Annotated in this window: 27 protein-coding genes and 1 tRNA gene; 14 read left to right on the top strand and 14 right to left on the bottom strand. The window is 65.8% G+C overall.

Annotated features, from left to right (window positions below):
- Complete coding sequence (locus tag BN973_RS09905) at positions 1–1,296, top strand: acyl-CoA dehydrogenase family protein (RefSeq protein WP_036467781.1); 1,296 nt, start codon at positions 1–3, stop codon at positions 1,294–1,296.
- Positions 1,297–1,303: 7 nt separating this feature from the next.
- Here BN973_RS09905 and BN973_RS09900 read toward each other — a convergent pair whose 3' ends face one another.
- Positions 1,304–1,726 carry a nitroreductase family deazaflavin-dependent oxidoreductase gene (locus BN973_RS09900; protein WP_036467780.1) on the bottom strand — a complete coding sequence of 141 codons (423 nt, stop codon included), beginning with the start codon at positions 1,724–1,726 and terminating at the stop codon, positions 1,304–1,306.
- Between the two features lie 69 nt (positions 1,727–1,795).
- Positions 1,796–2,476: an MspA family porin gene (locus BN973_RS09895; RefSeq protein WP_232232197.1), complete on the bottom strand. Its 681-nt coding sequence runs from the start codon at positions 2,474–2,476 to the stop codon at positions 1,796–1,798.
- Between the two features lie 219 nt (positions 2,477–2,695).
- On the opposite strand from BN973_RS09895, the gene BN973_RS09890 reads away from it, so the two are divergent.
- Positions 2,696–2,947 (top strand): hypothetical protein, encoded by a 252-nt coding sequence (locus BN973_RS09890; RefSeq protein ID WP_036467777.1) that lies wholly within the window; start codon positions 2,696–2,698, stop codon positions 2,945–2,947.
- Between the two features lie 14 nt (positions 2,948–2,961).
- On the opposite strand, the gene BN973_RS09885 is transcribed toward BN973_RS09890, so the two are convergent.
- Complete coding sequence (locus BN973_RS09885) at positions 2,962–3,921, bottom strand: phosphotransferase family protein (protein ID WP_036467775.1); 960 nt, start codon at positions 3,919–3,921, stop codon at positions 2,962–2,964.
- Positions 3,921–4,721, bottom strand: a complete 801-nt coding sequence (locus tag BN973_RS09880; protein WP_036467774.1) for an SDR family NAD(P)-dependent oxidoreductase — start codon at positions 4,719–4,721, stop codon at positions 3,921–3,923. The genes BN973_RS09885 and BN973_RS09880 overlap by 1 nt, the downstream gene beginning before the upstream one ends.
- Positions 4,722–4,890: 169 nt before the next feature.
- On the opposite strand from BN973_RS09880, the gene BN973_RS09875 reads away from it, so the two are divergent.
- The gene (locus BN973_RS09875) at positions 4,891–5,526 is read left to right on the top strand and encodes an HD domain-containing protein (RefSeq protein WP_036467773.1); all 636 of its coding nucleotides are present in this window, start codon (positions 4,891–4,893) and stop codon (positions 5,524–5,526) included.
- 5 nt (positions 5,527–5,531) lie between these two features.
- Here BN973_RS09875 and BN973_RS09870 read toward each other — a convergent pair whose 3' ends face one another.
- Positions 5,532–5,927, bottom strand: coding sequence for a DoxX family protein (locus BN973_RS09870; protein ID WP_407067600.1), 396 nt, complete (start codon positions 5,925–5,927; stop codon positions 5,532–5,534).
- Between the two features lie 79 nt (positions 5,928–6,006).
- Here BN973_RS09870 and BN973_RS09865 point away from each other — a divergent pair, with 79 nt between their 5' ends.
- Positions 6,007–6,345 (top strand): DMT family transporter, encoded by a 339-nt coding sequence (locus BN973_RS09865; RefSeq protein WP_036467771.1) that lies wholly within the window; start codon positions 6,007–6,009, stop codon positions 6,343–6,345.
- Here BN973_RS09865 and BN973_RS09860 read toward each other — a convergent pair.
- On the bottom strand, positions 6,317–7,261 hold the full coding sequence (locus tag BN973_RS09860; protein ID WP_051641198.1) for an alpha/beta hydrolase: 945 nt from the start codon (positions 7,259–7,261) through the stop codon (positions 6,317–6,319). The two genes, BN973_RS09865 and BN973_RS09860, sit on opposite strands and share 29 nt — an antisense overlap.
- A 120-nt stretch (positions 7,262–7,381) precedes the next feature.
- On the opposite strand from BN973_RS09860, the gene BN973_RS09855 reads away from it, so the two are divergent.
- The 3 genes from BN973_RS09855 (at position 7,382) to BN973_RS09845 (ending at position 12,019) form a co-directional block, all read left to right on the top strand.
- Positions 7,382–8,092, top strand: a complete 711-nt coding sequence (locus BN973_RS09855) for a cysteine peptidase family C39 domain-containing protein (protein WP_036467770.1) — start codon at positions 7,382–7,384, stop codon at positions 8,090–8,092.
- A 134-nt stretch (positions 8,093–8,226) separates the two neighbouring features.
- On the top strand, positions 8,227–9,300 hold the full coding sequence (locus tag BN973_RS09850) for an NAD(P)-dependent alcohol dehydrogenase (RefSeq protein WP_084163354.1): 1,074 nt from the start codon (positions 8,227–8,229) through the stop codon (positions 9,298–9,300).
- A 229-nt stretch (positions 9,301–9,529) separates the two neighbouring features.
- A complete protein-coding gene (locus BN973_RS09845; protein WP_051641562.1) occupies positions 9,530–12,019 on the top strand; it encodes a glycogen/starch/alpha-glucan phosphorylase in 2,490 nt (829 codons plus the stop codon).
- A 46-nt stretch (positions 12,020–12,065) separates the two neighbouring features.
- Here the strand turns inward: BN973_RS09845 and BN973_RS09840 are convergent, their stop codons facing one another.
- The 3 genes from BN973_RS09840 to BN973_RS09830 form a co-directional block, all read right to left on the bottom strand.
- Entirely contained in the window at positions 12,066–12,272 is a 207-nt protein-coding gene (locus BN973_RS09840; RefSeq protein WP_036467769.1) for a hypothetical protein, read from the bottom strand.
- A gap of 172 nt (positions 12,273–12,444) precedes the next feature.
- Positions 12,445–13,251, bottom strand: coding sequence for an SDR family oxidoreductase (locus tag BN973_RS09835; RefSeq protein WP_036467768.1), 807 nt, complete (start codon positions 13,249–13,251; stop codon positions 12,445–12,447).
- Positions 13,248–14,126, bottom strand: a complete 879-nt coding sequence (locus BN973_RS09830; protein WP_036467767.1) for an HpcH/HpaI aldolase/citrate lyase family protein — start codon at positions 14,124–14,126, stop codon at positions 13,248–13,250. Before BN973_RS09830 ends, BN973_RS09835 begins: the two co-directional genes overlap by 4 nt.
- 189 nt (positions 14,127–14,315) lie before the next feature.
- On the opposite strand from BN973_RS09830, the gene BN973_RS09825 reads away from it, so the two are divergent.
- From BN973_RS09825 to BN973_RS09805, 5 genes are all read left to right on the top strand, one after another.
- Positions 14,316–14,501: a hypothetical protein gene (locus tag BN973_RS09825; protein ID WP_036467765.1), complete on the top strand. Its 186-nt coding sequence runs from the start codon at positions 14,316–14,318 to the stop codon at positions 14,499–14,501.
- A 75-nt stretch (positions 14,502–14,576) separates the two neighbouring features.
- Entirely contained in the window at positions 14,577–15,452 is an 876-nt protein-coding gene (locus BN973_RS09820) for a pyridoxamine 5'-phosphate oxidase family protein (RefSeq protein WP_036467763.1), read from the top strand.
- Between the two features lie 233 nt (positions 15,453–15,685).
- Positions 15,686–17,062: a condensation domain-containing protein gene (locus BN973_RS09815; protein ID WP_036467758.1), complete on the top strand. Its 1,377-nt coding sequence runs from the start codon at positions 15,686–15,688 to the stop codon at positions 17,060–17,062.
- Entirely contained in the window at positions 17,059–18,408 is a 1,350-nt protein-coding gene (locus tag BN973_RS09810; RefSeq protein WP_036467756.1) for a hypothetical protein, read from the top strand. The genes BN973_RS09815 and BN973_RS09810 overlap by 4 nt, the downstream gene beginning before the upstream one ends.
- Positions 18,408–19,661 (top strand): hypothetical protein, encoded by a 1,254-nt coding sequence (locus tag BN973_RS09805; RefSeq protein WP_036467754.1) that lies wholly within the window; start codon positions 18,408–18,410, stop codon positions 19,659–19,661. Before BN973_RS09810 ends, BN973_RS09805 begins: the two co-directional genes overlap by 1 nt.
- A 42-nt stretch (positions 19,662–19,703) precedes the next feature.
- On the opposite strand, the gene BN973_RS09800 is transcribed toward BN973_RS09805, so the two are convergent.
- The 5 genes from BN973_RS09800 to pgm form a co-directional block, all read right to left on the bottom strand.
- Entirely contained in the window at positions 19,704–20,087 is a 384-nt protein-coding gene (locus BN973_RS09800) for a type II toxin-antitoxin system death-on-curing family toxin (RefSeq protein WP_036467751.1), read from the bottom strand.
- Positions 20,084–20,290, bottom strand: a complete 207-nt coding sequence (locus BN973_RS09795; RefSeq protein ID WP_036467740.1) for a hypothetical protein — start codon at positions 20,288–20,290, stop codon at positions 20,084–20,086. The genes BN973_RS09800 and BN973_RS09795 overlap by 4 nt, the downstream gene beginning before the upstream one ends.
- Positions 20,291–20,527: 237 nt before the next feature.
- Positions 20,528–20,600 (bottom strand) — tRNA-Ala (locus tag BN973_RS09790).
- A 56-nt stretch (positions 20,601–20,656) separates the two neighbouring features.
- Positions 20,657–21,835, bottom strand: coding sequence for an MFS transporter (locus BN973_RS09785; protein WP_330981749.1), 1,179 nt, complete (start codon positions 21,833–21,835; stop codon positions 20,657–20,659).
- Between the two features lie 71 nt (positions 21,836–21,906).
- Positions 21,907–23,538 carry a phosphoglucomutase (alpha-D-glucose-1,6-bisphosphate-dependent) gene (pgm, locus tag BN973_RS09780; protein ID WP_036467738.1) on the bottom strand — a complete coding sequence of 544 codons (1,632 nt, stop codon included), beginning with the start codon at positions 23,536–23,538 and terminating at the stop codon, positions 21,907–21,909.
- An 80-nt stretch (positions 23,539–23,618) separates the two neighbouring features.
- Between pgm and crcB (BN973_RS09775) the strand changes: the two genes are divergently transcribed.
- Both crcB (BN973_RS09775) and crcB (BN973_RS09770) read left to right on the top strand, forming a co-directional pair.
- The gene (crcB, locus tag BN973_RS09775) at positions 23,619–24,017 is read left to right on the top strand and encodes a fluoride efflux transporter CrcB (protein WP_036467737.1); all 399 of its coding nucleotides are present in this window, start codon (positions 23,619–23,621) and stop codon (positions 24,015–24,017) included.
- On the top strand, positions 24,014–24,213 hold a 200-nt coding region (gene crcB / locus BN973_RS09770; protein WP_036472231.1), incomplete at its 3' end, for a fluoride efflux transporter CrcB. The genes crcB (BN973_RS09775) and crcB (BN973_RS09770), both read left to right, overlap by 4 nt.

The raw sequence follows: 24,213 nt of genomic DNA, 5'->3' as shown, positions 1-24,213 counted from the left end.
ATGTCGTGGGACTTCTCCACTGATCCGCAGTGGGCACAACAACTCGAATGGGTCGAGGACTTCGTGCGCACCGAGTGCGAGCCCATCGACCTGATCGTCAAGGAGTCACACGATCTCAACGATCCGGTTCGTCAAGCCCTGATCCCGCCGCTGCAGGAGATCGTCAAGGAGCGCGGGCTGTGGGCCACCCACCTCGGTCCGCATCTGGGCGGTCCTGGTTACGGTCAGGTGAAACTTGCTCTGCTCAACGAGATTCTGGGCCGCTCGGAGTGCGCGCCGATCGTATTCGGTTCCCAGGCACCCGATTCCGGGAACAGCGAGATCCTCGCGCACTACGGCACGCCCGAGCTCAAGTCGCGTTATCTCGAGCCGCTGCTGGACAACCGCATCGTGTCCTGCTTCTCCATGACCGAACCACAGGGCGGCGCGGACCCGAAGGTGTTCACCACGTCCGCGGTCCCCGACGGTGAGCACTGGATCATCAACGGAGAGAAGTGGTTCTCGTCGTTCGCCTCGATGGCGTCGTTCATCATCGTGATGGCGATGACCGACCCCGATGCGCCGCCGTACCAGCGCTATTCGATGTTCGTCGTCCCCGGCGACACTCCCGGCATCAATGTGATGCGCGACGTCGGATTGGGGTATCAGCCCCTGGGTGGCGGGCGCGAGGGCTACGTCCGCTACGAGAACGTCCGCGTTCCGGCCGATCACATGTTGGGCCCGCGGGGCGGGGCTTTCGTCGTCGCGCAAACCCGACTCGGCGGCGGTCGCATCCACCACGCGATGCGCACGGTCGGCTTGGTCCGTCGCATCTTCGACATGCTTTGTGAACGGGCCGTGTCGCGCTACACCCAGGGCGAGGCGCTCTCCAACAAGCAGCTGGTGCAAGAGATGATCGCCGACTCGTGGATGGAGATCGAAGCGTTTAGACTTTTGACCCTCCAAACCGCGTGGAAGATCGACCAATTCAACGACTACAAGGCGGTGCGCGCCGATATCTCGGCCGTCAAGGCGATGATGCAGAAGGTGCTGCATGACGTTTCGGCGCGAGCGCTTCAGCTACACGGATCGTTGGGCACCACGCACGAGATGCCGTTTGTGCAGTACCTGGTGGAGTCGTTCGTGCTCGGCCTCGCCGACGGCCCGACCGAAGTGCACAAGGTGACGCTGGCCCGCCTGCTGCTCAAAGACCGGCAGCCCGCGCCGGATCTGTTTCCCTCCGAACACCTGCTGCGGCTGCGCGCGGCCGCCGAAGCCAAGTTCGCCGACAAGCTGGCGGGCATCCCCCGCGGCTAAACGGCTTTCATGACGACGCCGGCCGCGGGACGAGCGCAAGCACCGGAATCGTTCGGGTGGTTTTGCGTTCGTAGTCGGCGAAGCCCGGATACCGCGCGGCTTGAACGGCGTACGTCTGGTCGCGTTCGGCACCCCTGAGTTCGACGGCGTGAACGTCGATGAGGTCGTCCCCCACCTCGATCTGGGCGTCGGGGTGCGCCACCAGATTGTGATACCACGCGGGGTTGCGGTCGGAGCCCGCCGCGGATGCGAACACCAGGTAGCGCTGACCGTCGGCCAGGTACATCATCGGGTTCACGCGCACCTGCCCGCTACGAGCTCCCTTGCTATGCAACAGCAGTACCGGTGCGCCCTCGAACTGCCCGCCGAGGCGGCCGTGGTTGGCGCGGAACTCTTCGATGTTGCGACGGTTGAAATCGTCGTCGGTCACGATGTCTCCCCACCCCGTTGAGTTAACGCATTCTATCCGCGCCGATGGCCGGCGGAAGAGGTCCCGCGATCAGACGGCCGTGGTCACGCCGACGTAGGACAGCACCACATCGGACAGATCGGTCATCCGGGTCAGCGTCGCGTAGGAGCGAATGAACGACTGACCCACGCAGCCGTCGATCTTGACGTGGAAGTTGCTGATCATCACCCAGGGGTTGGAGCCCCTGAACTGTTTTTTGGTCACCGGCACCACGATCACGAAGCCGGGCTTGAGTCCCACGTTGATCGAGCCGCCCACCGGGGCGGAAAGTACCGGCAGGAAGTTTCCCGGCACCGGAAATGCGCCGGTGAAGCCGAGCGAAGGTGTCAGACCGGCATTGCCGCCCAACTCGACGCCGTTGGACGTGCTCATGTCGATTCCACAGCCGATCTCGTAACCCACCTCGAGCAGGCCCTGCCCCGGTTCTGGTCCCCTCAGCGAACCGACGAACACTCCGCTGGAGAGATATTCGCGAGACGAGACGGCGGTGGTCAACGGCGCCACGGGAACCTGCATCTCGTCCTTGGCGCCGAGGCCGAGGATCCAGCCGTCGGGAGTATCGACGGTTACCGGAGGATTCGAGGCCACCCGCCCGTCGTTGGCTGCCGCAGCGCCCACCGGCTCGGCCTGTGGATCGCCGCCCGCCGCCGGAGCCATGATCACGGACATGGCGACGCAAACGGCAACTACCGCAGCACGACGCACCCTCAGGGCAATCCGCCTCACGGGCAACAAGGTATGCGTCGCAACATTCGCCCCGGAGAATTTGCTGGCCGGTCCCGCAAAGTTGTGTCGCGTTCGTAACTGATATGCGATGTAGGCACGGCACGCTGGCAGTGCCGCATGGCGCCCGCAAGCTATGTGTCGTTCGGGCTGAGACGCAGCTAGAATTGCGCCAATGGAGCACCGTCAAGGGCAGGGAGGGCGGCGATGAAGATTCGTTCGTACGCTCGCGGACTGCTTGCCGGTGCGTTCAGCGTCGCGGCCCTCGGGTGCGGCGCCGGAATAGCCCACGCGGCCCCGGATCCGACCGTCCCGCCGATACCGCCCTCCCTCAACCAGTTGGAGACGGTGGACGCGCCATCCATCTTCACGAATCCGGCCGACCGGGGCCGTCCCCTAAAGAAGAACTGGAACGGCTTCGGAATGTATTGCGAGAACATCTTCGTCCGCTGCGGGTAACCGACCCAAACGGCTCACCTTACGATCGACTGCGCGCGCCTGAGCAACCGCGGCAACGTCGGGGCCATGGCTTCCCACTCCGGCCGCGGCGCAGTCCTGCGGCGGTTGTGCTTGACGATCAGCGACCAGGTCGCCGCCGATTTGAAACAGGCCAGCGCGCTGAACCAGGGCAGGTCGACAACCTCGCGGCCCAGCTCGTGTTGGTAGATCTCGGCGAGTTCGGCGACCGGCGGTGCCATGCCCGCTGCATCCGGAACACGTTGATACGTCTGCGGATCGGAGTTGATCAGGAACCAGCCCGCATCGGTTCGCGGATCACCGATCGACCAGATCTCCCAATCGATCACCGCGCTCACACTCGGCCCGGCCGCCAGCAGATTGCCCAGCCGGAAGTCACCGTGCACCACGCTGGGTTCGATAGGTGTTGGTGCACAACGCAATAGCGCGTCGCGTACACCCTCCCAGCCGGGTACCAGCGCCGGGTCGACGGTCTGCAATGTCTGGCACCAGCGCTCGACTTCCGAGACCGGATCGATGACCGGTTCGGAACCCAGCCCGAGTTCGCCCGACGAAAGACTGTGCAACGCGGCCATCGTCCGGCACGCGTTGCGGTAGCGCTCGGCCACCTGCGCCGACGGCGGGCAGCCGTCGAACAGCGGCTCGACGCAGTCGCCGTCGACGTGTGACATCACGAACAGCGGAGGAATCACGGGCGGATCTCCCCGGTCCTCCCACAGCACTTCGGGTACTGGAACCCGGGTTGCGGCAAGCGCTTTGAGAATACGGGCCTGCCGAAGTACATCCCGGTGCGCGATCGGCTGCACCCCCGGCGGGGCCAGCTTGATCACCACTGGCCGCCCGGATTGCGCGCCTCGAAAGGTGAAGCTGGAGGCGCCTTTAGCCAGTGCGGTGACGTCGGTGACGCCAGCCGCCGCGAGTCGCCGGCGCAGCTCGTCGAGATCGACCTCGACCATCAGCCGGCCGGCTGGAACCAGCCAACCTCGGCGAGGAAGGTCTGGGTATGCGCGATGCGGCCGGTCAGCGTTTTCGGGTCTCCCGTGCAGAGCCGGAACGCCGTCTCGGTGATCAGTTCGATGTCCTCGGTAACGGTCTTGGCCAGGTCCAGAGTGCCCGCGCCGGGGGTGGCCACGGGATCCGACGGTGCGGCGGCGTTGACGGCGATGCCGTCGTCGTAGAGTTCTGCGGCAAGGCTTTTGGTCAGCCGGTTGAGTGCGGCCTTGGCCGTCCCGTAAATGCCGAAGCCGGCGGTTCGGTCGAATTCGGAGAAGGGCGGGCCGGACGGCAGGTCACCGCCGACGGAGGTCAGGTTCAGAATCCAGCCCCGTCCGCGTTCGCGCATCGCGGGAATTGCCAACTGGCTCAAGTGCAGTGGCCCGAGGACGTGCATTTCCATCATCAGTCGGGCGCGCCGCTCGGGAAACCCGTCAAGGGGCCGAAGGAAAGTGACCGCGGCATTGTTCACCAGGATGTCGGGGGCACCGACGGTGTCCACCACTTCACCGAACAGCCGCTCGCGTTCCTCGGCTTGAGACAGATCCGCTTGAACGGCAACGGCCCGGCCTCCGGCGGCGACGATCTCGTCGACGGTCTCGCGCAGCGACCCGTGGTATTTGGGGTCGGGGTCCATCGTGCGCGCGGTCAGTGCGACCGTGGCGCCGTGCGCGGCAAACCGTGCGGCGATCGCCTTGCCCAGGCCGCGGCTGCTGCCGGTGACCAAAGCCACCAGTCCGGCGCATCGTTGGTTCGCGGTCATCGTCGACCCTCCCGGTAAATGGAAATGGCTTCTCCAAACTAGAGAATGTCATTATCACCGATCCAGCCGGGAGTACAAGCGCGCCGCCCGGCCGTCGTGGCTCAAAACGTGGGCCTCATGTCGTTTTAGCCACTCATCACATCGCCGCGGCGCCTCTACTGTTCTGTCTATGCAGGTCATACCGGTTCTCCCCGACACCTCCGTGGCACAGGCCGCCATCCGGCTGGCCGAGTCGACCGAGTCTCCGTCAGTGTTCAACCACAGCGTGCGCAGCTACCTGTTCGGTGAGCTCGTCGCCGCGCACGAGGGCATGCACCCGGGCGCGGACTACGACCGGGACGCCCTATTCCTTGGCTGCGTACTCCACGATCTCGGTGCCGGTTCCGCGGCACCGGGCAAGCAGCGGTTCGAAGTCGAAGGCGCCGACCTGGCGGCCGCGCTGCTGACCGAACACGGCTGCGGGCGCACACTCGTCGACGACGTGTGGGAGGCGATTGCCCTGCACACGTCGATGGGCATCGCCGACCGGCGCGGAGCACTATGCCATCTGGTGGCCAGCGGCGTGGGCGTGGATTTCGGCCGCAACGCCGAATTCATCGACGAGGACATCGCCGCCGCGATCCACTCCCGCCATCCGCGGCTATCGATGGCTCGCACGCTGATGGATGCGATCGTCGCGCAGACACAGCGCAGCCCCGAGGCAGCACCGCCGTACACGTTTCCCTACCAGGTGCTGCGGGAACGCCAGGCCGACGGCGTCACAATGCTGGAACTGGCGGCCGCGCATGGCCGGTGGGGCGACTGATCCGATCAGCGTCGACGCCACGCGTCGAGCGAGTAACGGCCCCCGCCGACGAACACCAACAAGAAGAAGCCAAAGCAGAACAGGATCGCCGGCGTTCCGGCGTTGCCGCCTGGGGGACCGCCGATCGGCCACAGCGAATGCGGCTGATGCATCCAGAAGTAAGCCACCGCCATGGTACCCGAGGCGATGAAAGCCGCAGCGCGAGTTAACAATCCGGTGCCGACCAGTAGTCCGGTAACGAATTCGATCAGCCCGGCGTACCAGCCGGGCCATGCTCCGAACTCGATGGGCCCCGGCGGACGGACGGGCCAGCCGAACAGGATCATCGAGCCATATCCGGCGAAGAGGAAGCCGTACACCAGCCGAAACAGGCTCACCACCACCGGCGCATACGCGTCCAGGCGGTGATTGAGATTCGTCGTCGTCACAAGGCCCACGTTACGGGCGTCGTCCGGGTGAGTGTGGTGTAGACACATCCGTATGCAAGGAGGCGCACTCACATACCTGGCCCTGTTCGGCGCGATCATCGCGGAAGTGGTGTCGACCAGCCTGCTCAAAAGCACCGAAGGTTTCAGCCGGCTGTGGCCGACCGTGATCTGCTTGATCGGCTACGGCACCTCTTTCGCGTTGCTGGCGTGGTCGATTCAGCGGGGTATGCAGACAGACGTTGCCTACGCATTGTGGTCGGCGATCGGCACGGCGGCCATCGTGCTGATCGCCGTGCTGTTTCTGGGCTCCCCGATTTCCGTCACGAAAGTCGTCGGCATCGGGCTGATCATCGTCGGCGTGGTCACACTGAACCTGTCCGGGGCCCACTGACCACCACGTCCGTCCAGGCGAGCAATCGCTGCCATAGCCGGAGCCGGCTCGATGCCATGTTGTGGCAGTGCGCGCTGTCGGCCACCACCACGGTGGTGATGTCGGGACTACTGGAATACAGGGCGGCCTCGGCCCGCGGGTTAGGCGAGACGTCCACCGCGCCGTAGCCGAGCAACACCGGAACGTCGATCAGCGCGGCGTGGTCGGCGACGACGCCGGGAATCATGGCGGTACCGAATATCCGCGGCACCACCGATTTCGCGGTCACGCAGTCGGCTGCCACCACGTCGGCGGGAACGTCGTCGAGATGAAACCAGCTCTGCAAGTGTTCGCGAGGACCTTCGAAATACGCGTCGGGAAGAGCGGAAAGGATTTCCTGCGCAAGCACCTTCCGGCCGTCTGCCGTGGCGGCGCGGGCAATGAACGCCGGGTCCAGGTTCAGCGGCGCGACATATTGATTGGTGCATCCGAAAATCGCCAACCCGGCATAGCCGGGGAACAGCGCTTGCTGAGTGATCGCCAGGTAGCCGCCCAGCGAGTGCGCAACGGCAATCGGCGGCGCGTGGTCGCCGGTGGCGTCGGGTAGCGCGCAGACGGCGCGAGCGAGCGCGGCGGCGATGTCGGAGAAGTCGAAATCGTTTGCGGGTTTTGAACTTTCGCCGGTGCCCAACGGATCGATCGTCAGGACCGCGTAGCCGTTTTCGATCGCGAACTCGGCGAAGCTGTATCCGCGTCGGCCGGCGACATGGAGATCCCAGTATTCGCGGCTGTAGGTGCCACCGGGCAGGCAGACCAGCACCGCTGCGGCAGCACCGCGATTGCGCGCCGGGTAGTAGGTCGCGGCCAGCGACGCCTGCTCCCCTACCACCTCACTGACGTCGAAACGCAACGGCGTTCGGACTTGGCCAGAAGTCATGGCAGACCCTAACGCGCGCGTCCAGCATCCCAACCAGCATTCCAAGGATTCGTAGAGGCCGGGACGAGAAGCTCTGCTCCGACAGACACCCGCCGTGAAGCTCGGGAACAGGACACTCCGATGACCGGTATCGCGACCGTCGCCCGCGCCGCTGCCGTCGCCGTGCTGACCGGTGCGGCCGCGCTGACACTGACGATGGGCACCGCCCAGGCCATTCCCGGTAACCCGCCCAGCGGCGCGGGCACGCTTTACGGCGACCCCGCGGCGGCCGCCCCGTTCTGGCGCTATCAGCAATACGACGACGACTGTGTCGAGATGGCGGTGGCCGACGTGGTCGGAGAACTGACCGGGACTCAGCCGTCCGAGCACGAGATCGTCGCCCTTGCTCAATCGACGCCCAGCAGCGCGCACCCCGGGCCGATCTACAGCAAGCCGAAGAAGCACCACAGCGGCGATGGCACCTCGTTCGACGATGAGCCGACGCTGTTGGCGCACTATGGAATCCGTGCTGTGAGTACCGACAAGGGAAGTGCCGCAACGAGTCACGTCCCGACGGGGATGGCGGCGCTGGAGCAGGATCTGGCGAGGGGCCGCAAGGTCATCGCCGGGGTCAACGCCGAAGTCATCTGGGGCGAGCCCGTCGAGGACAAAGACTCGAACGGGCAGCCGCTGGCCAACCACGCGGTGGTGGTCACCGGGGTCGACACCGCGGCGGGCATCGTGCACCTCAACGACAGCGGCAGCGAGCAGGGCCGCGACGAGCAGGTCCCGATCGACGTCTTCGTCCGTTCATGGGATGGCAGCGACGATCAGATGACCGTCACCGGCTAGGCGCTACAGGTCGACTGCTGTTGCCAGCGCGGTTGTTTGCTGGCATTGTCAGGGTCAAAGCGGCTGAATCACAACATGTCTCAAGACCGCCCCGGTCGGGCGGGTGGCTGTGGCGCGCCGAGAAGGGGAACGTCATGAAGATGCGGGCGGCGCGGATGCACGCGTACAACGAGCCGCTGCGGCTCGAGGAGATCCCCGTACCCGACTTCGGCCCGAACGAGGTCCTGGTCAAGGTGGCCGCCGCCGGCATGTGCCGCAGCGACTACCAACTGGTCGACGGCTATTTCCGCGAGGGCTTTCCGCTCACGTTTCCCATCACGCCGGGCCACGAGGTGGCCGGACGCGTGCACGCGGTGGGTGCCGACGTGCCGGCATCGGCGGGCCTGTCCGAGGGAACGCTGGTCGTGGTCAACCCGAATTGGGGTGACGGGCGATGCCGGCAATGCCACGAGGGCAACGAGCAACTCTGCGCCGCCGGGCAGCTGGCGGGGTTCGGGCCGCCCGGCGGTTTCGCGGAATACATGCCGGTGCAAGCCCGCCACGTCATCGCGGTACCGGAGCAGGCCGATCACACTCCGCGGACGCTGGCCCCGCTCACCGATGCCGGGCTGACACCGTACCGCGGCATGAAGAAGCTGGCCGCGGCCGGGAAACTCGGCGGGGGCCGCACGGTGGTGGTCAACGGCATCGGCGGTCTCGGCGGCTACGGGGTGCAGTACGCCCGATTGCTCGGCGGCGGGGCGACGGTGGTGGCATTCGCCCGCAACGACGACAAACTCGCCATCGCGAAGGAAAACGGCGCCCATCACACCGTCAACACGCGAAACAAGACGGCCGAAGAGGTGCAAAACGAACTGGAAGACCTGACCGGTCGCCGAGAAGTCGATGCCGTGCTGGACTGCGCCGGAGCCAAAGAGTCACTGGAGCTTGGGTTTTCGATCCTGGGCAAGGAGGGCGCGCTCACCTGTGTCGGCCTGATCGGGCAGCATGGCGCGCAGGTGCCCATATTCCCGTTCGTCAGCGGGGAGAAGTCGTACTCCGGATCGTTTTGGGGCAACCACAACGATTTGACCGAGGTGCTCGCGCTCGCCGGCCAGGGCCTGATCAAACACCACATCATCCCGGTCGATCTCGACGACATCAACGAGCGCCTGGATGCGTTGGGGCGCGGCGACGTCGTCGGGCGCGCGGTCGTCGTCTTCGACTGAAACCAGGCGGGTCGCGGGTGTCCCGGTCCGCGGCTCGCCCGCCAACGCCGTTTCGTCGCCGGCGCGTGAGGTTGCGTTCATGTGACGGTCGTGTGTTTCGCGCCTGGTGTGCAAACACCGCTGCCAGACTGACGAACTGCGCCAAGCCGGGCAGACCGGTGCGATGCTGCCACCACCACTAGGGAGTAGGACTCACATGACCGATCTCGATCACACCCCTTCCGACGGCATGTCTGCCACCAGTTCCCGACCGGCCGACCTGGCCGAGCACTCCCGCACCGGGATGGGCGCCCCGGCGCTGCAGCGCGCGATCACCGATCACCTGCGCTACTCGATCGGCCGCCCGGCCGCGGCGCTGCGGCCCGAGCACTACTACCGCGCCTTGGCGCTGGCCGTGCGGGACCGCATGCAGGACCGCCGGGTGGCGTCGACGCAGACCTCGCTCGACCTCGGACGCAAGGTGACCTGCTATCTGTCGGCCGAATTCCTGATGGGCCCGCAGCTGGGCAACAACCTGCTGAACCTGGGCCTGGAGGGCGCGGCGAAATCGGCGCTGGCCGCGATGGGACAGCGGCTGGACGAGGTGCTGGCCTGCGAGGAAGAACCGGGACTGGGCAACGGCGGCCTCGGCCGGCTCGCGGCCTGCTACCTGGACTCGCTGGCCACGCTCGAGCGTCCGGCAATCGGCTACGGAATCCGCTACGAATTCGGCATTTTCGACCAGGAGATCCACGACGGCTGGCAGGTCGAGCAGACCGACAACTGGCTGGATCGCGGAAACCCTTGGGAGATCGCCAAACCCGACGTCAACTACCTGGTCAAGTGGGGCGGCTACGTCGAGCACTACACCGACGAGGCCGGGCACGACCGCGCCCGATGGGTGCCCGGGTTGTTGCTGAAAGGCGTCGCGTACGACACGCCCATCCAGGGCTACGGCGTCAACACCTGCAACGTGCTCACGCTGTGGAGTGCGCGGGCGGTCAAGTCGTTTGCGCTGGACGCCTTCAACACCGGCGACTACTACAAGGCGGTCGAGGACGAGGTCACCTCGGAGACGGTCACCAAGGTGCTCTACCCCAACGACGAGCCGGAAGCCGGCAAGCGGCTGCGTCTGCTGCAGCAACACTTCTTCGTGTCCTGCTCGCTGCAGCACGTGCTGCACATCATGGACGATCTCGCCGACGCGGGCGTACGGGAGCTTCCCCAGCGATTCGCTTTGCAGCTCAACGACACTCACCCGTCCATCGGTGTCGCAGAGCTGATGCGACTGCTGGTCGACGAGCGGCTGCTGGGGTGGGAGGAGGCGTGGGACATCACCGTCGCGACGTTCGCCTACACCAACCACACCCTGCTGCCGGAAGCGCTCGAGACCTGGCCGCTGGAGATGTTCGGCGACTCGCTACCGCGCCACCTGGAGATCATCTACGAGATCAACCGCCGCTTCCTCAACGAGGTCCGCACCCGATTTCTCGGCGACGCGGACCGCGTCCGCCGGATGTCGCTCATCGGCGAGGACGGCGGGAAGAACGTGCGGATGGCCCACCTGGCCACGGTCGGCAGCCACGCCATCAACGGCGTCGCCGCTCTGCACTCGGAGCTGCTGAAAGAGAGCGTGCTCAAAGATTTTTACGAGATGTGGCCGGAGCGGTTCAGCAACAAGACAAACGGCGTGACACCGCGACGGTTCCTCGCGCTGTCCAATCCGGGGCTGCGCGAGCTGCTGGACCGCACCATCGGGGACGGCTGGCTGAAGGACCTGGGCAAGCTGCGTGGGCTCGAGCCGTTCATCGACGACTCGTCCTTCCGGGAGCAGTGGCGCGACATCAAACGCAACAACAAAGCGCGGCTGGCCAACTTCATTCATGACGCGACCGGTGTCGAACTCAACCCGCAGTGGATCTTCGACATCCAGGTCAAGCGGATTCACGAGTACAAGCGCCAGCACCTCAACGTCTTGCACATCATCGCGCTGTACTACCGGCTCAAGCAGAACCCCGAGCTCTCGATTCCGCCACGCGCCTTCATCTTTGGCGGAAAGGCGGCGCCCGGCTACTTCTTGGCCAAGCGAATCATCAAGCTGATCAACGCCGTCGCCGAGACGATCAACAACGACCCGGAGGTCAACAAGTTCCTCAAGGTCGCGTTCATCCCGAACTTCAACGTGCAGAACGCGCACATGATCTATCCGGCCGCCAATGTGTCCGAGCAGATCTCCACCGCCGGCAAGGAAGCGTCGGGCACCGGCAACATGAAGTTCATGATCAACGGCGCCCTGACGATAGGCACGCTCGACGGAGCCAACGTAGAGATCCGTGAAGAGGCCGGACCGGAGAACTTCTTCCTGTTCGGTTTGACGGTCCAAGAAGTCCAGGCGCTCAAGGCAAGCGGTTACCGCCCGGCCGACTACATCGACAGCAATGACGAGTTGGCCGCGGTGCTGAACCTGATCGCCGACGGGACGTTCTCGCACGGCGACACCGAGGTGTTCAAGCCGCTGGTGGACAACCTGCGTTACGACGACCCCTTCCTGGTGTGCGCCGACTACGCCTCCTACGTCGAGTGCCAGGGCCGGGTGAGCGCCGCGTGGCTGGATGGGGAGTCGTGGACCAAGATGTCGATCCTGAATACCGCGCGCAGCGGCAAGTTCTCGTCGGATCGCGCCATCGCCGAATACTGCGACGACATCTGGAAGGTCTGGCCGCTGACGGTCAAGATCTGAGCCGTGCGGTCGGCTCGACCGCTAGCGTCGCGGCGCAGAAGCGGCGCTAGCGGGTCTCTTTCGTCACGTACACGATGATGTAACCCACCGGGATGCCGGTGCGAGCGGCGATGCATTCGCGCGCCACCAGGTCGACGGTGGCCCGGCGGCTGGCGCGGGCGACCGCAGCGATCTCGGGGACCCGGACGATCCAGCCGTCGGTCTCGCGAGTGATCTCGATGTCGAAGCACTGACCGACCTTTGGGAAGGTCACACGCCGAACGCTGCGCGGCGATTGCGCACGTCGCAGGGTGGGCTGAATAAGCATCTGCTTTTCCTGAGTCGACAATGGGCCGCGCGCAAGAATAGTGCGAAACGGGGCAAAACACCTAATCGGCCGGGGCGCCGGTGCCCGGGCCGTGATCTCACCGTTGTGTGACCGTTAGTCAGCGATAGCCGGGTAGATCCGGTACACCGCTGGCGGTCAGCCAGCCGCCGCCGTCGACCACCAGCACGGCTCCCGTCACGTAGGACGCGGCATCGCTGGCCAGGAACAACACCGACTCGGCGACTTCGGTGGTCGAGCCGGGACGGCGCAGCGGGTTCTGGATGGCGCGGTGGGTGTCGTCGCCGGCGATTCGGCGCACACCCTCGGTGCCCGACATCGCCCCGGGTGCAACGACATTGACCCGAACCCCGTCGGGTCCCCATTCGATCGCACAGGCGCGGCTGAAGGCGTCGATGCCGGCCTTGGCCGACACGACGTGCGCCTGCAGCGCCATGCCGCGGTACTGGGTCGCGGCGCTGATGTTCACCACGGCGCCACCGTGCTCGCGCAGCCAAAGGTCATATGCCGCTTTGGATACGTTGAATGTTCCCACCAGGTCGATGTCGACCACCGCTTTGAATCCGTTAACGCTCAGGTCGCTGACCGGTACGGGGAAATTTCCGGCGGCATTGTTGACGACGATGTCGAGCCGGCCGAATGCGGCCAGCACGTCCTCGACGACGACGGCGACCTCGTCGCTGCGACGGACGTCGCAGACGCCGTAGACGGCCTCAATCCCCTCTTCCCGCAACGCTCTAACCGCGGCCTGCAGGTTGGGCTCCTTGCGGCTGCAGATGGCCACGCGAGCGCCGTGGCCGCCCAGAACCCGGGCGATCTCGAGGCCCAGCCCGGTAGCCCCACCGGTGATCAGCGCCACCTTCCCCTGCAGGAGATCTGCCCGGAATGGGCTCGGGTGGACCGTCATTGGGACTCCAGTTCGGCGATGAGGTCGGCCAGCGCGAGAATCCGCTGCGCGTCGCGTACGTGCAGGCTTTCGATCATGCGGCCGTCGACGGTGATGACGCTGTTTCCCGCGGCCTGGGCCTCTTCGTACGCCGAGACGATCTTGCGGGCGTCGGCCAGCTCCTTCTCCGATGGACCAAACAGTTCGTTGGCCGGGCCGACCTGGGACGGATGGATCAGAGTCTTGCCGTCGAAACCCATCTCGCGGCCTTGCTGCGCCTCGGCGCGGAAACCGGCTTCGTCGGCGATGGTGTTGAACACGCCGTCCAAGATGGCCTTGCCCGCCGCCCGCGCGCCCAACACGGCAAACGACAACGCGGGGACGACCGGCGCCCGCCCGGGTACGTGCAGCCCATGCATGTCGTTGACCAGATCGTTGGTGCCGATCACCAGCACACTCAACCGATCGCTGGCCGCGGCGATCTCTTCCACCCGCAAGATGGCGCGCGGCGTTTCGATCATCGCCCACAGCCGCAACGACTCCGCTGCACCGAAAGCATCGAGCGCCTCGGCCAGCGCCTGGACCTCTTTGCCGCTCTGCACCTTCGGCACCAGCACCCCGTCGGCGGCCGAACCGGCCACGGCGGCGAGATCGTCGTCGTGCCAGTCGGTGCCCGCGCCGTTGATGCGCACCACCACCTCGCGGGGTCGATAGCCATCCGACGCGACGGCGTCGCAGACCCTTGCTCTGGAGTCGACTTTGGCGTCTGGGCCGACCGCGTCCTCGAGGTCGAATATCAGTACGTCGGCCGGCAGCGATTTCCCCTTTTCGAGTGCTCGATCTTTGTTGCCGGGGAGATAGAGAGCGGATCGGCGCGGGCGCGGCGTCGGTGCCATGCGGTTAGCGTAGAGCTTTGGCCTGGCCCGCCTCGAAAGTGGTGCCCGCCCGCATTGCGGAATCGCCACAATTTTGTCGCACAATTCGCGTCATTGTCGCGACGCGCGAAATCGGCCGGTGAGAAACCGCATTTTAAGGTTTATGCTGATACACGCGGCGTAATGCCGACCGAAAAGGTAGGTCGAAGCATGAGCACGGACAAGGTTAACCGCGGCATTCTTCTCACCATAATGGCGCTTGTGGCAATCGCCTATATCGCGTTGTACGAGCACGCCTCCGCCAACTTCAGGCTCTACGTGCCGCTCTGCGTGGCCGCCGTGGTGGGACTGCTGATCCACGACGCGGTGAGTAGCCACAAGCCCCGCAGGCACTGAGCCTCACACTGGTGAACTTCGCGTTGCCGCACCGGCAACGGGAAGTTCTGCAGCGCCGACGGCGTTGCAGAGCGCGTGGCAGTAGCGGGCTTTCATGAGGGCGAGGTGGCGACGCAACGCCGAGCCGGTGTTGAACTGGTCGCCGAGCGTTTGGAGGGCATGCTCGGCGCGCACGGCTTATCCGCGGGCGCCGCGCGATTCCTGACCGCGCAACGGTTCGCGGCAATGACCGGACGGGACCGCGAAGGGGTGCTGTGGGTCTCCCCGTTATCGGGGCAGCCGGGGTTCCTGCGCGGCGCCGGTGACGCGTTGCGGATTGCGGCCGTTGCGCGCGAAGGTGATCCCCTGCACGCAATGCCCGTCGGCCAACAGGTCGGATTGATCGTCATCGATTTCGCCACCCGGCGCCGAATGCGCATCAACGGCAGCCTCACCGAGAGCGACGACGCCGGTTTGACGGTGCACGTCGACCAGGCGTACGGGAACTGCCCCCAGTACATCCACCGCCGCGACGTCAACGTCGCCGCGGTCACCACGTCCTCGGAACAGTCAAGGCATGCAACGTCTTTGAACGCTGCCGAGCAGGCGATGATCGAAGGATCGGACACGTTCTTTCTTGGCACAACGCACCCCACCCGGGGCAGTGATGCGTCGCATCGCGGCGGCCACGCCGGATTCGTGCGGGTCGACTCCCCCGGACGGCTGTGGTGGCCGGATTACCCGGGCAACAACATGTTCAACAGCTTCGGCAACCTGGCGGTCGACGACGAGGCCGCCCTGTTGTTCGTCGACTTCACTACCGGCGCCACCCTGCAGCTGTCCGGTACCGCGCAGGTGCAGTGGACCAGACCCGGCGCCGACGGTGACGACGGCGGCGTGGGGCGTCGCGTCGCGTTCTCGGTCGGGTCAATCGTCGCGTCGGGAGACATGCGCCGCGAAGCGGCCGCTTAGCGGGGCATTTTTCGTCGACACCCTTGTTCGACATGCGTCCAAGCACTTGGAGCGGCCCGGGCGTTTCCAGTGCAAATAACCCGATTGGGAAATCGACAGGCGAATAGGGCGCTGCGTCGGCTCGGTAGGCGTTCACGCGATGTTCCCCGCCGATCAGCAATACATACGCGATCACGTTAAGGTCATCTGGGGCTCGGGGTGGCGTCGTTGGCTGACGAACGAAGGGTGGGGGCATGTTCTTGGGTACCGTAGACGACTGGACAGCCGATGGCACCGTCGTTTCCTGGTGTCCGACCGCGGCTACGTATGCGTGCGCCGCCGAAGCGCAGGCCCACCCGGCACCGGTGAGTTACCAACAGTCTCAACATCTTCGGTATTACCGGCGCCAAGTCGGCCTCGGTCGCGATATCCCACGGCTGTGCATCGGAGCCTGGGAGATCGAGGGCACGTGCGATATCGAGGCCATGACGCACGCGGTGAACAGCCACGTCCGGCGACATGACACCTACCACGACCGGTTTGCGTTCTGCGACGACGACGAGATCCACCGTTACGTGATCGCGGACCCGGACGTGATCACTTTGGCGCCAAAGGATCTCGGCCTGATGGAGCCGCACCAGATCCGCAAACTGCTGCTGGATACCCCGGATCCGCTGCGCTGGGATTGCTTTACCTTCGGCATAGTTCAGAGCGAAGACCGGTTCACCGTTTTGATCGCCATCGATCATTTGCGTGCCGATGGAATGTCGGCCGGGGTGATCTTCCTCGACATCCAGACGACGTACTTCGCCACGCTGGACAATGACGAACCGACACTGATACCTGCGGCCAGCCATCGCGAGTACAGCGTGAATCAGCGTGCCTACACCGCGAGTCTGAACGACGAATCGCCCGAGATCCGGTCGTGGCGCGCCTTTCTGGCGGCGAACGACGGTGTATTGCCGCAGTTCTCACTCGAATTGGGCGAGGCGACGCCGGATACGCCGGGGGCCATCGACGTGTTCGATTTGATCGACGAGGATCAGGGCCGACGTTTCGAAGCGGCGTGCCGCGCGGTGGGCGCACGGTTCAGTGGCGGCGTGTTCGCCTGCGCCGCCCTGGCCGATCATCGGTTGACCGGCGCCGCAACGTATTTCGGGCTCACACCGTTCGACAACCGGCGAAATCCCGACCACGCACTCACGGTCGGCTGGCTGGCCAGCTTCGTCCCGTTGTCGATCCCCACTGCCGGCGCGTCATTCGACGAGGTCGTCAAGGCCGCCCAGGCGTCCTTCGACGCGAACACCACGCTCGGCGCGGTGCCGTTCTACCATCTGCTCGAGACGCTGGACGCATCGTCGGGTGACCTCGAGGTTCCGGACCGGCCCGTCCCGATGCTGTCCTACATCGATATCCGGAAGCTGCCGTTCGGCGACGATTTCGGCGGTCTGCGTGCCGGCATCTGGGGTGACAACCGACTTTCGGAGACGGTGTGCATGTGGGTCAATCGCATGCGCGACAAGACGCAATTGGTGGTCGCCTACCCCGGCACCAGGATCGCCCGTAAGTCGGTGCGACGTTATGTCGAGACGATTCGCGCCGAGTTCACCCGGGTCTCCGACGGCGTATGACGAGGCTGGCACTGTTGGACCAAGCGGCCTTCTTACGGTTGCGGGCCACCGGCCAGGGCAGCGCGGTGCAATGCACGTGGGTGTACGACCGCGACGTCGACATCGACGAATTGCGCAGGGTCCAAGACCGGCTCGGCGGTGGCCTGCTTGGACGCCGGATCGAGCGCTCGCCGTTGCCATTCGGGCGTCATCGCTGGGTGCTCGGCGCAAACGCGCCCGATCTTGTGCTGGAGCCCCAACAGCCGCGGTCGCAGGTCGGCATGTGGATCGAACGACGCGCACGAGTGCCCGTCGACCCTGAGCACGGACCCACATTTCACCTGGCGGTGCTGCCGTTTGACGACGGCGGCACCGCGGTCACGCTGGTTTCGTCACACTGCGTTGTCGATGGACTTGCGTTGGCTGCGGCCATCACCGAAGCGGTGACCGGGGTACGACGCAATCTGGGCTACCCACAACCGAACTCGCGCACCCTATGGCGAGCGGTGGCCGAAGATCTGGCAGCTGCCATCGTCGCCCTACCCGCGGTGATTCGCGCGATGATCACGACTTTGCTGATCTTGCTCAAGGCCTCATCCGGTCCGCGGGTTGCGCCCGAAGCACCGCGCCGCGTGGCGCCCGAACGGATCGACGATCACCGGACCGCAGCCCCGGCAGTGACGCTGCACACCGACGCTGCGGCATGGGATGCACGTGCGCGCAGCATAAATGGAAGCAGCAACACACTTTTCGTTGCTTTCATGGCCCGCCTGGCGCAGCGGATGGGCAGGGTAGCACCGGACGGGAACGCCGTGACGGTCGTGCTTCCGGTCAGCGACCGCGACACCGCCTGCGACGACCGCGCCAACGCGCTGACCTCGATCACACTTACCGTCGATGGCCGGGCGCCAGTCAGCGACCTGAGCGGTGTACGCGCGGACGTCAAGAACATGCTGACGTCACTAAAACACCAGCCCAACGAAATGCTGGCCGGATTGCCGCTCGTCCCGTTCACGCCCCGATGGCTGGTCCGGTGGGCCGAAGGCATTGCCATGTCGACCGACCAACTGCCGGTGGGCTGTTCCAACCTGGGTAGTTTCGATGCCGCCCTCGGACGCATCGACGGCGGCGATGCTGCCGAGGTGTCGGTGCGGCTGGTCGAGCAAGGAATGACCCGCCGCCGTATCGAACAGATGCACGGCCAATTATTCTGTGCCACAGGGACAATCAACGGCAGCCGGTTTCTTTGCGTCGCCGCCTATCAATGTGGTGCCGACAACACCGGGGCGACCGCGCGCGAGCTCGCGTGTAGCGCGCTGGCCGACGTCGGCCTGCGTGCCACCACCGTCTATGACAGCGGGGGCTGATGGTAAGCCCGGGCCTGCGCGCGAATGACCTTGTGCGCCAACGTGTGTACATCGGGCTCGGCGTCGCGATCGCCACCTGGTCGGCACTCGTGCTGTGGTTCGCGATCGATGTCGTTCAGCTCGACGTGTATTGGATGTCGTACTACACGGCCACCTATGCGCATGGTTTCGTCCGTCGCGGTCTTGCCGGCGAATTGGTGGGCTTGTTCCCCCGGCATTACTTCGCGGTCAGCCTGGGTCTGCGCTGGTTGTCCACGGCGGTTTATCTGGGCGGCCTGGCAACGGTCGGGGCCGTGGTGTTGTTCGGGCGCTGGCGGTCCGAGCGCAGCTTGATGCTGGCCATGCTGATTCCGGTGCTGCCCTTCGGTGTCCCGTTCGCGGCCTTTTCCGCCCGGCCGGATCTGTTCGGCGGGGCGGTGCTGGCGCTGTTCGCCTCGGCGTTGGTGTTCACCCGTTCCCGCGCCACCGCGCTCACCTGGTGCCTGGCCTACGGCGTGGCGACCGCGGCGCTGACACTGGTGCACGAGGGGGTCGGGCTGCTGTTCGCGTTGGGGGCCGTGCTGGCCGTCGTCGTCCTGGGCGGTGCGCTGGGAGCCCGCCAGGGTGTGGGTGCGTTGTTGGCGGCGGCGCCGGGCGCGCTCACCGCTGCTGCCGTGGCGGCGTTCGGTCGGCACGGCATCGCTTCCCAACTGTGTTCGGAGGTTCCGCATCACTCGATGCCCAACGTGTTCGGCACGGTCACCTCACCGCCGACGTTGGTGCGGTACGTGATCGACGGACGACCGCCACCGCGAACCGACTACCACGACTGGGTGTGCCGCAACGTGATGCCGATCTACGACAACGGGATCGCCGATGCCATCCGCAGTGTCGGCCATGTCGGCGCAGTCGGCCTGACCGCCTCCCTGGCGTTCGGCGCCGTTGGGGTCGTCGCCACGATGTGGGGGGTCAGTGAGATTTCGGGCGTGCCGTTGCGTGCGTTCGGCGAGGCGGTGCAGGGCCGCATGGCGTGGCCTGTCGGGGGGCTGCTGTTGTTCGTGCCGATCTTCCTCACCGGCTACGACTGGACCCGCTGGCTGACGACCGTCGCGTTCGATGTGGGGGTGGTATTCATCCTCTTCGCGGCGCGCAGACCAGAGATCGAGCAGGAGCCCACGCCAAAATCGTTGCGAGCGTTCATTTATCTCGTCATCACACTCGCGTTGATCGTGATAGGAAGCGTCCCGGGATTCGGCGTACCACGGATGGTCTAGCGCCGCCGACGGGCTCGTTACAGTGGACTCCCGTCCGGCAGCTCAGCCCTCCTGGTGGCTCCAGCCACGCAGTTCTGCTGCGATCTCGTCGAGATCGGGCATTGCACCGGTCGCCACCCCGATCACGAAGTCGAAGCGCTCGTCCTCCGGCGCGCTGATCCACTGTGCGTTGATCGCCAGGAACGTCCGGCACGCTGTCCACGCGAGTCGCTTGTCGCCGTCGACCAACGCGTGATTCCGAGCCAGGGAGTGCAACAGCGCGGCGGCCTTCAAGTGGAGATCCGGATAGGTGTCCCGGCCAAACACCGTGGCGCGAGGCCGCGCCTGCGCCGATTCAAGCAAGCCGTAGTCGCTGACCACGACGTCCTTTCCAACGGCCTCGGCGGCAATTTCCAGCAGATCTTCGAGATCGAGGTAGTCAGTCACGCGTCCTTGAGGCGCTCCAAAACCCTGGCCTCCTCGCGGACGACGCGCTGCAGCGCCGCAGCGACCTTGGCCTTGTGCGCCCGCCGGGCGATGTACTCGTCGATGGCAGACAGCGCAACGGCCTGCATCGACCGGCCTTCGGCGGCGGCCTGCCGGCGCAGCGCTTCTGCCTGCTGCTCACTGGGGCGCAACGTCATGTGCAAGCTCGCAGCTGGGTCGGATCAGGACACCGGGGTCAACGAGTTGATCGCCGACCTCCGCGATCGATACCGCCGTCGGCCTCGACTCCAACTGGAGTTCGATCGCGCGGGGCTCCCCTAACGCTCGTCGTTTTCGAATGTGGTGTGACACCGGTCGTCGTCGTCAAAACGACCGAGACGACGCGGGCAGCTAAGGCAGGAATCACGGATGAGACGCGGTCACGGGCGATTATCGATGGGTGGAGCTAAGGGGATTCGAACCCCTGACCCCCACACTGCCAGTGTGGTGCGCTACCAACTGCGCCATAGCCCCAAGAAGTTGTGCCAATCGAAGCTACACCACCGGCAACCCTCCTTCAAAACTGCTGGTCAGGCCGCGTCAAGCTCCGCCTCGGTCGGACAGAGCTCCAGCACCGGCCGGGTTTCCGGCGCCACCACCCAGCCGACGGCCGCGATCAGCAGCACAATCCCGCTGATCGTGAAGCCCCACCCGTAGGTCAGCCGCTCGGCCACCCAGCCGACCGCCATGGAGCCGACGATGGCGCCCAGATCCGTCACCATCTGGATCGCCGCCACCGGAAGGCCCGCGCGAGCCTCGCTGCCCAGGATGTCGGCGACGGCGGCCTGCAGCGGCGACATGAAGATGCCCGTCGTCGCACCGGTCACGGTGGCCACGACCACGAACAGCGTCAACGACGACGCATAGCCCAGCCAGACCGTGACCACCCCGGACATCGCCAACCCGACGATCAGCAACATGCGCCGACCCATCCGGTCGGACAGGTAACCGCTGGGGACGACCGCCAGCGCATTACCGCCGGCGAACGCGGCCAGCACGACGCCGATGACGCCGACGCTGCGGTGCATTACGTCCGAGACGAACAGCGGGACCAGCGCGACGCGCAGCCCGAACGCCGACCAGCCCGTCGCGAAATTCGACAGCAGCGCCGACCGATACGCGCGAACCCGCAGCGCCTCTCGCATCGTCACCGTCGATCGCGTCGGCGGCGGCGGCGCGGCCAGCGCGGAATTCCGCAGGCTGTAGAACAGCACCGCCGCCACGCCCAGCAGTGCGACGCCGTACACGACAAACGGCGCGGTCAATCCCCAGCCCGCCGCCAGGCCGCCGACCGCCGGCCCGCCGACCGCGCCGATCATGAACGAGGTGGTGAACAGGCCCGCGATCCGCCCGCGCGCGTCGGGCGGGCTGATGTGGATCATCAGTCCCAGCGCCGAGACATAAAACATTGTCGAGCCGATCCCGCTGAGAACGCGGAAAAGCAGCAGTTGCCAATAAGTCTGGGAAAACGCGCACGCGGCCGTCGACAGGGCCACGATCAGCAAACCGCCGATATAGATGCGTCGCTCACCCAACCGCTGAGCCAGTAACCCGCTTACCGGTGCGAAACACAACCGGCTCAACGAAAAGACGGTGACCAAGAAAGTCACCGCCTTGATGCTGACCCCGAAGGTTCGGGCAAATGTGGGTAGCGCGGGTGAAACGACACCGTAGCCGAGCGCGATCATGATATTCGCCCAGCTCAGAATCCAAACTTCGCGCGGCAAACGAGCCGAACCAGACCCGCGCCCCCCCGAGCGGGCACGACAGAGGGTAAAGGTCACCCAATGACTTTATTAACTACCTCGCGCGCAGTTTCTTGCACCTCGGCCAAATGCTCGGGGCCGTTGAAGGATTCGGCGTAGATCTTGTAGACGTCTTCGGTGCCGGAAGGCCGTGCAGCAAACCAGGCGTTGGCCGTCGTCACTTTCAGTCCACCCAGGGCGGCGCCATTTCCGGGCGCGGCGGTCAGCTTCGCGGTGATCGGCTCCCCCGCCAACTCCGTCGCGGTCACCTCGTCGGCGGAAAGCTTGGCGAGCCGGGCTTTCTGCTCGCGGTTGGCGGGTTCGTCGACCCGGGCGTAGAACGGGGTGCCGTATTTGTCGGCCAGCGCCCGATACCGCTGCGACGGCGTGGATCCGGTGACGGCCAGGATCTCGGAAGCCAACAGCGCCAGCGTGATGCCGTCCTTGTCGGTGGTCCACACCGATCCATCGCGCCGCAGGAACGACGCCCCGGCCGACTCCTCACCGCCGAAGCCGATGGTGCCGCCGATCAGGCCGTCGACGAACCACTTGAAGCCGACGGGCACCTCGACGAGTTTGCGTTCGATGCCGGCGACCACCCGGTCGATGATCGACGAGCTGACCGCCGTCTTGCCGACGGCGATGCCGGCCGGCCAGGACGGCCGATGGGTGTAGAGGTACTCGATGGCCGCGGCCAGATAGTGATTGGGGTTCATCAGCCCCGCGTCGGGAGTGACGATGCCATGGCGGTCGGAGTCGGCGTCGTTGCCGGTGGCGATCTGGTACCGATCCCGGTTGGCGATCAGCGAGGCCATCGCGTTCGGCGAGCTGCAGTCCATCCGGATCTTGCCGTCGTGGTCGAGTGTCATGAACCGCCACGTCGCGTCGACCAGTGGGTTGACCACGGTCAGTTCGAGGTTGTGGCGCTCGGCGATCGCGCCCCAGTAGTCCACGCTGGCCCCGCCGAGCGGGTCGGCGCCGATCCGGACCGCCGCCTTGCGGATCGCGTCGACATCGACCACGTTCGGCAGGTCGGCGACGTAGGCGTCCATGTAGTCGTGACGCTGGGCGGTCCGCAACGCGCGGGCCAGCGGCACCCGCTTGATCCCCGAGCCACCGGCCCGCAGAATCTCGTTGGCGCGCTTGGCGATTGCGTTGGTCGCGTAGGTGTCCGCCGGACCGCCGTTGGGCGGGTTGTACTTGAAGCCGCCGTCGGGTGGCGGGTTGTGTGACGGCGTCACGACGATCCCGTCGGCCAGGGCGTCGGTGCGGCCACGGTTGTAGCTGAGAATGGCGTGGCTGACCGCCGGAGTCGGCGTGTAGCGGTCGGCCGAGTCGATCATCGCGACCACGTCGTTGGCCGCCAGCACCTCGAGCGCCGACACCCACGCCGGCTCGGAGAGCCCATGGGTATCGCGGCCGATGAACAGCGGGCCGGTGGTGCCGTGCGCGGCCCGGTACTCGACTATCGCCTGGGTGATGGCCAAGATATGGGCTTCGTTGAACGCGCCGCCCAGGGCCGAGCCGCGGTGGCCCGATGTTCCGAAGGCCACCTGCTGCGCAACGTCGTCCGGGTCGGGTTGGATGGTGTAGTACGCCGTGACCAGATGGGATAAATCGACGAGATCTTCGGGCTGGGCCGGCTGACCGGCTCGCGGGTTGGCCATGTCTACAGATTGTGCCCGTGTCCGACGCGCACGTCGCTCTACGCTGCGTAGCGCATTGGCAAACGAAAGGGAACCAAGCGGTGGCACGACCCGACTATCGCGAGTTGGGCGCGGTTTTCGCCGGCGGCGCGGTGGGCTCGATCGCCCGCGCGGCGCTGAACACGCTCGCCCAACCCGACCCGGCGACCTGGCCGTGGCCGACGTTCGCCGTCAACATCGTGGGCGCGTTCCTGGTGGGCTATTTCACCACTCGCCTGCTGGAACGCCTGCCGCTGTCGAGTTACCGGCGGCCGCTGCTCGGCACCGGATTATGCGGCGGCTTGACGACCTTTTCGACCATGCAAGTCGAGACGCTGAAGATGCTCGAGCACGGGCACTGGCTGCTGGCGCTGGCCTACACCGTCACCAGCATCGTGCTGGGATTGCTGGCCGCGCATCTGGCGACCGTTCTAGTGCGCCGGGTCCGGGTGCGCTCATGACGACGTTCTTGGTCTGGACGGGTGTCGCGCTGATCGGCGGCATCGGTTCGGTGGCCCGCTTTTTGGCGGACCGCTGGGTCACCCGCCGGGTAGCGCGGCCGTTTCCGGTCGGCACGCTGGCGGTCAACGTCAGCGGTGCCGCGCTGCTCGGCTTCCTCGGCGGCCTGGCGTTGAGCAAGGACGCGGCATTGCTGAC

The organism is Mycobacterium triplex, from assembly GCF_000689255.1.
GTDB lineage: Bacteria > Actinomycetota > Actinomycetes > Mycobacteriales > Mycobacteriaceae > Mycobacterium > Mycobacterium triplex.
The sequence above is the reverse complement of the archived record's forward strand: the minus strand, read 5'-3'. Positions and strand labels throughout refer to the sequence as shown.

What these genes read in the sequence shown, in the direction of transcription:
- BN973_RS09860 (WP_051641198.1), bottom strand. Translation starts at nt 7,261, where the DNA reads ATGACTTCTGGCCAAGTCCGAACGCCGTTGCGTTTCGACGTCAGTGAG.
- BN973_RS09805 (WP_036467754.1), top strand. Translation starts at nt 18,408, where the DNA reads ATGGTAAGCCCGGGCCTGCGCGCGAATGACCTTGTGCGCCAACGTGTG.
- BN973_RS09850 (WP_084163354.1), top strand. Translation starts at nt 8,227, where the DNA reads ATGAAGATGCGGGCGGCGCGGATGCACGCGTACAACGAGCCGCTGCGG.
- BN973_RS09830 (WP_036467767.1), bottom strand. Translation starts at nt 14,126, where the DNA reads ATGGCACCGACGCCGCGCCCGCGCCGATCCGCTCTCTATCTCCCCGGC.
- BN973_RS09835 (WP_036467768.1), bottom strand. Translation starts at nt 13,251, where the DNA reads ATGACGGTCCACCCGAGCCCATTCCGGGCAGATCTCCTGCAGGGGAAG.
- BN973_RS09885 (WP_036467775.1), bottom strand. Translation starts at nt 3,921, where the DNA reads ATGGTCGAGGTCGATCTCGACGAGCTGCGCCGGCGACTCGCGGCGGCT.
- BN973_RS09825 (WP_036467765.1), top strand. Translation starts at nt 14,316, where the DNA reads ATGAGCACGGACAAGGTTAACCGCGGCATTCTTCTCACCATAATGGCG.
- BN973_RS09880 (WP_036467774.1), bottom strand. Translation starts at nt 4,721, where the DNA reads ATGACCGCGAACCAACGATGCGCCGGACTGGTGGCTTTGGTCACCGGC.
- pgm (WP_036467738.1), bottom strand. Translation starts at nt 23,538, where the DNA reads ATGGCCAACCCGCGAGCCGGTCAGCCGGCCCAGCCCGAAGATCTCGTC.
- BN973_RS09845 (WP_051641562.1), top strand. Translation starts at nt 9,530, where the DNA reads ATGTCTGCCACCAGTTCCCGACCGGCCGACCTGGCCGAGCACTCCCGC.
- BN973_RS09865 (WP_036467771.1), top strand. Translation starts at nt 6,007, where the DNA reads ATGCAAGGAGGCGCACTCACATACCTGGCCCTGTTCGGCGCGATCATC.
- BN973_RS09810 (WP_036467756.1), top strand. Translation starts at nt 17,059, where the DNA reads ATGACGAGGCTGGCACTGTTGGACCAAGCGGCCTTCTTACGGTTGCGG.
- BN973_RS09890 (WP_036467777.1), top strand. Translation starts at nt 2,696, where the DNA reads ATGAAGATTCGTTCGTACGCTCGCGGACTGCTTGCCGGTGCGTTCAGC.
- BN973_RS09855 (WP_036467770.1), top strand. Translation starts at nt 7,382, where the DNA reads ATGACCGGTATCGCGACCGTCGCCCGCGCCGCTGCCGTCGCCGTGCTG.
- BN973_RS09875 (WP_036467773.1), top strand. Translation starts at nt 4,891, where the DNA reads ATGCAGGTCATACCGGTTCTCCCCGACACCTCCGTGGCACAGGCCGCC.
- BN973_RS09905 (WP_036467781.1), top strand. Translation starts at nt 1, where the DNA reads ATGTCGTGGGACTTCTCCACTGATCCGCAGTGGGCACAACAACTCGAA.
- BN973_RS09815 (WP_036467758.1), top strand. Translation starts at nt 15,686, where the DNA reads ATGTTCTTGGGTACCGTAGACGACTGGACAGCCGATGGCACCGTCGTT.